Below are 4,721 nucleotides of genomic sequence, written 5' to 3' on the forward strand. Positions count from 1 at the left end.
AGGATCTGCACGGCCGCTCCGTAGCCGGGCCTGAACATGTAGTCCAGGATCTGCCCGCGCTGGGGCTCGGGGTAGTCGATCAGCAGGCGGCTGTTGCCTCCGCCGCCGCTGATCGCGCCCACGCCGTCGAGCGTACGGCCGCCCGAGCCGCCGTTGATCGTGATGGACGCGGCCGCCAGGGCGGGCGTCTGGACGGCGAGTACGGTCACGACGGACATGACGGTGAGCAGGGCCAGCGCCATGGAGCGGAGCCTGCCTGCTCGGCGGTTTCTGAGGGCCGGTCTGTGGTTCCTGAAGGCCGGTCGAGGAACGGATCCTTGAGCCATGGGGGGTCCCTTCAGAAGGGTCTGGTTCAGCGCGGTGACACCGTCGACCAGGTGTCACATAAAGCACCAGATTCGCACTTGATTGAACACTGGCGCCCCCCACTGAATAGCGGCCGACCGGTCGAGTCAAGGGCGCGTCCACCATGCAACTCCACGTGGTCGACGCCCACATCGGCGGCACCGTGATGGCCGGTGTATGGACTCGCCGGCCCATGCCACGCCGGCATGCCAACTTTTCCTCCGAAAGGCGCGTCTCACCCTTATGGGAATATTGTTTCGCGGTACCGCCGCAGCCGTCGCCTTTCTCGTCTCTACGGGGCCGGCAGCCGCCCACGCCATGGCGCCGGCCGGTCCGTGGAGTGTCGTCCATAATGACCGCCGCGACTCCTACGACGCGGTGACGGTGACGCCGGGCGGGGCGGTCTGGGTCGCCGGGACGAGGCGTCCGGATCGCGGATCGACCGGCGCCGAGTCGCTCCTGTTGAAGGGCGGCCGGTCCACCTTCAAGCGTGTCACCGGGCCGGGCTTCCGGGTGAAGCGGCTGACGTCGGCGTCCGACACCAGGGTCTGGGCGTTCGGCGCGTCGCGATACGCCCGGTGGGACGGCAAGCACTGGCAGGTCAAGCGATGGCCCTACGGCCGGGTGGATCGGGCGTACGACATCGGCAGGAACCTGTGGGTCATCGAGGACTCTAGCGCGTTCCCGTCGGCCGGTAACGCTGGGTGGAAGGCGCGGTCCACGCTGCGGCGCCTGGCCGGGTCGGTGTGGCGCGGGGTCCACACGCCGATCGTGGTCAAAGGACTCGACGGCGCGTGGGCGGCGGGCTCGGTGCGGGGCACGGCGGCTCTGGCCCGCTGGACCGGCACGGCTTGGCGTGCGGTCGCACTCCCAGCGATTCCGTCCGCACACTCGGGCCAGATCTCGGAGCTGACGGATGTCGCGGTCGACGGTGAGACCGGCCGGGTGATGGCCGTCGGCTGGGTCGCCTGGCCGTGCGGCGGTGCGAAGCACTCCTTCTGCGGTGAGACTTTGCTGCTGTCCGGCTATCCGGGCGGCTGGAACTTCGAGGTCCGTGGTGAACCGGGCATCCAGCCGCGCGCCCAGGCGGAGCCCGACGGCAGAGGCGGGGCCTGGATCGTCTACGACGCCAAGGGCGGAGGCAGCGGGTTTCTGCACATCGGCGTCGATAGTGTCGAGTCGGGCACCTTTCCGGCTCCGCCGAACCAGAACGCGTCCGTCCGTGACCTCGCCATCCAGCCGGAGAGCGGTTCCGTCTGGGCGGTCGGCGCGGCACCTTCTGGCGGCAGCGGTTTGATCTGGGCCCACGGCCGCTGAGTCGGCCGGGGCATCGGGGGCCCACACGGACGGGACCGCTGGGTTCGCTCATGGCTGGTCGGATCCGGAGACCGGCCGGTTGTTCCGGGTGACGCGGGTGTGGCAACGCGCTGCGCGGTGGCCCGGCCGACACCTCGGGCGGGATCTTGGACTTCATCGCCCTTGGCTGGCCCGGGATCGCGATGGTGATCGTCTTGGCGGTCCTGTTGACGCGTCATCGCCGCCGGCCAGGGCTCGTCGCCGGATGGCTGCTCACCGCCGCGACGTTCATCTGCGGCGCCGCCATCCTTCTCGACTCGTGGTCGCCCCGCCGCCCGTGGGGGTGGCCGCTGCTGGCCTACGCTTTGATCATGGCAGGCGGCCTCATCGTCTCACGGCGGCGAGAACCGACAGCCTGACCGTACGGGCCGCCGTCCTCAACGTGCTGATGCCGCGATCATGTTCGCCTCGTCCCTGGAGATGTCATGGGACGCCCCGCAGAAGGTGCACTGCGTCCCGTACCTCGTCCGTACGGGGAACAGCGGGATGAAGAACAGGGTGAACGTCTTGGGGGTCATGCCTCCCCGTGGTGTCCGCGGCCCGCCGTTCCGTCCGTCCGGGCGGCGGAGGTCGCGGGCGGGGGCGTGGTTCGCCGCACCCAGGGTGTTCCCGGGTCCGGCAGCTCCGGCCATGGCGGTACGGCCTCGAACAGGTGCCGCCACGGAAGCACCGGGCCCGCGTGCCTGATGTAGTGGCGCAGGAGCCCGGCCGCTGCGCGCGCGTCGACGAGGGCGTCGTGCTGGCCGTCGAGCGGGACGCCGGCCACGGCGCAGCAGCTCGCGAGGGTACGGGGATCGCCGGGCAGGAAATGGGCCGCCCAGGTCATAGTGCAGACTCCGAGCCTGTGGTCCAGCGGCACGCCGATTCCCAGGCGGCCGAACTCGTAGGCGAGGAACCGGGCGTCGAACGGGAGATTGTGCGCGGCCACGACGCGCCCGCGCAGCAGCGCGGCGACCGTGCCGGCGATTTCCTTGAACGTCGGTGCCCTTTCTGCCTCGGCGAGGGTTATGCCGTGAACATGCTCAGGGCCGAGGTCGCGCTCCGGATTGACCAGGGTGGCCCAATCGCCGGTGACCTCGCCCGCAGGGTCGAGATGTACGAGACCGATTTCCACTATTCGGTCATTCTCTGAGGTCCGAAATCCAGTTGTCTCCACATCGACAACCGCATAACCAGGCGACTGCGATACCGGCCCCATGAGCGGACTTTACGATGAATAACGTCTCGGTTAAACCGGTATTCCGCCCCTGTGAATTCTCGTGAGCCGTCATCGTCTTCCCCGGCCGCCGTCACCGATCCGAGCGCCCCCTTAACCACCCCATCTTTCCAGGTGAGACCTCCCACCGACAACTTGAGTAGTCTTGACAACTCGCATTGTCGGTGAGAACGTTGGAGCATGTTCGAAGTGGCGGTGATCGAAGATCCGGCGGCGGCGGAGGCCTCGCTCGATCCGGTGCGGTCCCGGTTGCTGGCCGAGCTGGCCCGGCCGGCGTCGGCCACGATGCTGGCCGCCAAGCTGGGCATGCCGCGGCAGAAGGTGAACTACCACCTGAAGGCCCTGGAGCGGCACGGCCTGGTCGAGCTGGTGGAGGAGCGCCGCAAGGGCAACACCATCGAACGGGTGATGGCCGCCACCGCGGCGTCGTACGTCATCTCGCCGGTCGCGCTGGCCGCGGTGGCCCCCGACCCCGCCCGTTCCCCCGACCAGTTATCGGCGCGCTGGCTGCTGGCCGTCGCCTCCCGGCTGGTACGCGACGTGGGCGAGCTGGTCACCGGCGCCTCCAAGGCCCGCAAGAAGGTGGCCACGTTCGCGATCGACGGGCACGTGCGGTTCGCCTCGGCCGCCGACCGCGCCGCCTTCGCCGAGAAGCTGGCGGAGGTCGTCACCGCGCTGGCCGGCGAATACCACGACGAGACCGCCGAGGGCGGCCGTGTCCACCGTGTGATCGTCGCCCTTCACCCGCAGCTGCGAACCGAGATATCCGACATTTCAGAGGTCTCTGACATAAAGGAGTCGTAAGATGACCCACCCATTCGAGTTGCGCAAGGAAATCGTGCTGCGGGCGACTGCGGAACAGGTATGGGAAGCGGTCGCCACCGGGCCGGGTCTGGACTCCTGGTTCATGGGGCGTAACGAGATCGAGCCCGGCGAGGGCAAGACCAGGCATTTCTTCGGTGACATCCCGGCGGAGAGCACCATCACCGCCTGGGAGCCGGGCAAGCGTTTCGCCTTTCGCAGCGGAGAGGGCGAGGACGGCACGTTCATGGCGTTTGAGTATGTGGTCGAGGGGCGTGACAAGGGCAGCACGGTGCTGCGCCTGGTGCAGAGTGGCGTCCTCGGCGACGGCTGGGAGGCCGAGTTGGACGCGTTGAACAAGGGCTGGGACATGTACCTTCACACCCTTGACCAATACCTCACCCACTTCCCCGGCCAGTTCGCGCTCGTGGTCTTCGGCGCCCGTCCGAGCGAGGCGGGAGAACCCGCGTGGAAGGTGCTCCAGCGCGGCCTCGGCATCGAGAGCGAGGTCGTCCAGGGCGACCGGGTACGGCTGACCCCCGAAGGGTTCGAGCCGATCGAAGGCATCGCCGACTACGTGGCCCCGGGCTTTCTCGGGGTGCGCACCGGCGACGGGCTCTACAGGTTCATCAAGGGGATGCACGAAACGGTGGTGATCGGCCACCACATCTTCACCGACGAAGCCGACCCCAAGGAGACCGAGCAGGCCTGGCAGAGCTGGCTCGCCAAGCTCTTCGCCTAGTACGACCCGCTCTCCACCGACCAGGGCGGCGGCCAGCCGGCCCACCAGAGTCACCGCGATACGCGCCACCGAAGGTCACATGGCAATGGATGAGAGCACCAACCCACAGAGCGTCGACGAGGGTCAGCCCTCCGGCGAGGACTCCCAGGCGGCCGAGCCGCGCGGCCGAGGACGGCATCTACTACATCGTCAGCGACTGGGAGAGCGAGGAACGGTTCCACGAGTTCGAGCACAGCGCCGAGCACGCCGCCAACCGCATGC

Annotated in this window: 7 protein-coding genes; 4 read left to right on the plus strand and 3 right to left on the minus strand. The window is 68.5% G+C overall.

The window, feature by feature from the left end; all coding sequences use genetic code 11:
- On the minus strand, window positions 1-242 hold a 242-nt coding region (locus tag AB0B89_RS34960; protein WP_358561614.1), incomplete at its 3' end, for a hypothetical protein.
- Between the two features lie 421 nt (window positions 243-663).
- Between AB0B89_RS34960 and AB0B89_RS34965 the strand changes: the two genes are divergently transcribed.
- The gene (locus tag AB0B89_RS34965) at window positions 664-1,662 is read left to right on the plus strand and encodes a hypothetical protein (RefSeq protein ID WP_358561616.1); all 999 of its coding nucleotides are present in this window, start codon (window positions 664-666) and stop codon (window positions 1,660-1,662) included.
- A gap of 194 nt (window positions 1,663-1,856) precedes the next feature.
- The gene (locus AB0B89_RS34970; RefSeq protein WP_358561619.1) at window positions 1,857-2,060 is read left to right on the plus strand and encodes a hypothetical protein; all 204 of its coding nucleotides are present in this window, start codon (window positions 1,857-1,859) and stop codon (window positions 2,058-2,060) included.
- An 18-nt stretch (window positions 2,061-2,078) separates the two neighbouring features.
- On the opposite strand, the gene AB0B89_RS34975 is transcribed toward AB0B89_RS34970, so the two are convergent.
- Entirely contained in the window at window positions 2,079-2,219 is a 141-nt protein-coding gene (locus AB0B89_RS34975; RefSeq protein WP_358561622.1) for a hypothetical protein, read from the minus strand.
- On the minus strand, window positions 2,216-2,899 hold the full coding sequence (locus tag AB0B89_RS34980) for a 3'-5' exonuclease (RefSeq protein ID WP_358561625.1): 684 nt from the start codon (window positions 2,897-2,899) through the stop codon (window positions 2,216-2,218). The genes AB0B89_RS34975 and AB0B89_RS34980 overlap by 4 nt, the downstream gene beginning before the upstream one ends.
- A 198-nt stretch (window positions 2,900-3,097) precedes the next feature.
- On the opposite strand from AB0B89_RS34980, the gene AB0B89_RS34985 reads away from it, so the two are divergent.
- Together AB0B89_RS34985 and AB0B89_RS34990 are read left to right on the plus strand one after the other, a co-directional pair.
- Entirely contained in the window at window positions 3,098-3,721 is a 624-nt protein-coding gene (locus AB0B89_RS34985) for a helix-turn-helix domain-containing protein (protein ID WP_358561628.1), read from the plus strand.
- A gap of 1 nt (window position 3,722) precedes the next feature.
- Window positions 3,723-4,460 (plus strand): SRPBCC domain-containing protein, encoded by a 738-nt coding sequence (locus AB0B89_RS34990; RefSeq protein ID WP_358561631.1) that lies wholly within the window; start codon window positions 3,723-3,725, stop codon window positions 4,458-4,460.
- Window positions 4,461-4,721: the final 261 nt, after the last annotated feature.

This window comes from Sphaerisporangium sp. NPDC049002 (assembly GCF_040649355.1).
Taxonomy (GTDB): Bacteria; Actinomycetota; Actinomycetes; order Streptosporangiales; family Streptosporangiaceae; genus Sphaerisporangium.